The sequence below is a fragment of the Bartonella sp. EBT8 genome (genome assembly GCF_055796165.1).
In genome coordinates, this window is sequence record NZ_JBTTDJ010000064.1 from 1 (window position 1) to 1,611 (window position 1,611).

The 1,611-nt window shown below is 36.4% G+C and carries 3 protein-coding genes; 2 read left to right on the forward strand and 1 reads right to left on the reverse strand.

Annotated elements, in window-relative coordinates; all coding sequences use genetic code 11:
• Nucleotides 1-236: 236 nt before the first annotated feature.
• Nucleotides 237-590 carry an XRE family transcriptional regulator gene (locus AC0QT4_RS09040; protein ID WP_473201334.1) on the reverse strand — a complete coding sequence of 118 codons (354 nt, stop codon included), beginning with the start codon at nucleotides 588-590 and terminating at the stop codon, nucleotides 237-239.
• A gap of 87 nt (nucleotides 591-677) precedes the next feature.
• On the opposite strand from AC0QT4_RS09040, the gene AC0QT4_RS09045 reads away from it, so the two are divergent.
• Both AC0QT4_RS09045 and AC0QT4_RS09050 read left to right on the forward strand, forming a co-directional pair.
• Nucleotides 678-923: a helix-turn-helix domain-containing protein gene (locus AC0QT4_RS09045; protein WP_473201335.1), complete on the forward strand. Its 246-nt coding sequence runs from the start codon at nucleotides 678-680 to the stop codon at nucleotides 921-923.
• Between the two features lie 10 nt (nucleotides 924-933).
• Nucleotides 934-1,611: LbetaH domain-containing protein (locus AC0QT4_RS09050; protein ID WP_473201336.1), on the forward strand; the 678-nt coding region annotated here is incomplete at its 3' end.

Below are 1,611 nucleotides of genomic sequence, written 5' to 3' on the forward strand. Positions count from 1 at the left end.
GAATTAATTTCTAAGGTATGAGGCATATATAATACTCATAATGCATACGTGTCAACAAAAAAAGTATGCATTATGTATATTTTTAATAAAGAGTCTCTTTATGAGATATTCATTAATTAACAATTCTCTACAAATGAAGAGAGGAAAGGTTATGAAAAAAACAAGAAGTGAGATGGAATTAAGTAATCAAATAATGCAATTAATTTCTACTGTTAGTTATGAAAGAAAAAAAGCTTTTATTTTTTTTCTTCATCATTTAGGCGACTTAAAAGATGAAGAATTGTTTCTTTATCTTTCCGACTTGTTTTCTTCAGCAGATCATTAATTTGTTCTTCGATAGTTTGTTCTATTGTAGAGACTGGAAAGGAGGGACCATCTCCTTCTCCAGTTAACAACCATCCCTCACTAATTCTAAATGCCTTTGCGTATTTTTTAGATGCGCGTGATATTCCTCTAAGTCCTTGTTCATGTTGTATATAGCTAGAGTAGTTCCATCCAAAATATCTGGCGGCTTCTTTAGCACTTTTAAAACCACGTACTAAGCGTGCTTTTATCAATCTAGACGATTGGTCTGTTATTTTATCGAGCATTTTTATCTCCTCATGTTACTCATATTGCATAAAATTGGTATGCATTTCGACTTGACATTAAAATACTCATAACGCATATTATTTTTTATGAAGAAAATAGAAGCAAAACAATTGAGAAAACGTCTTAATCTTACAATCGATGAAATGGCGGCTTTATTAGGGGTCAACAGATCAACAGTATGGCGTTGGGAGAAGTACGGTGTTCCTTCAAGAGGAACGGTTGCTTATCTTTTGGAATCCTTATGGAATAAACAAACCCCCTCAATGACTGAATTTGTAAAAAGTTCCAGTGTTAAAGACACTTGTGAACATAGCACCGCTTTGCAGTCATAAGGAGATGATGATGGCTGTAGAAAAGAAATATGAATTCATAGGACAGGCGATTAGTCTTGGACAACCTGCCCAGTTTTTACATCATAGAGTGTCACTTCAACGTATACGCGCATTGAGAAGTTTTGGCAAAGTAAAGAAAGGTGATCTAGGTGGTTATATAGAGCATGAGGGCAACCTATCCCATGAGGGCGATTGTTGGGTTGGTGGTTCGGATAGACCTTTTAGTGATGGGTACGTTTATGGCAATGCTCGTATTTCTGGAGATGCATGGGTTGATAGGAACGCTCGTGTTTTTGGACATGCACAAGTATACGAAAATGCACAAATTTCCGATGATGCGTATGTTTATGATCATGCAAAGATTTACGGTAATGCCAAGGTTGATAATTCTCATGTTTATGGTGAGGCGCAAATTTATGGGAATGCAGTAGTAAAAGGCAAAGCAGAAGTTTACGGCAATTCTCGCATTTATGGGGATGCTAAGGTTTACAAGAAAGCACGTGTTTACGGACAAGCCAAGGTTTATGGCAATGCCGAAGTTTTCAATCAATCTAAAGTTTATGACAATGCGTTAGTTCACGGGCATGCCAAGATTAGAGATAGTGCTAAGATTTACGGCAATGCGGACGTTTGTGACTATGAAGATTTTCGCGATAACGAAGAAGTTTACATGTGTAAACACGTTTTA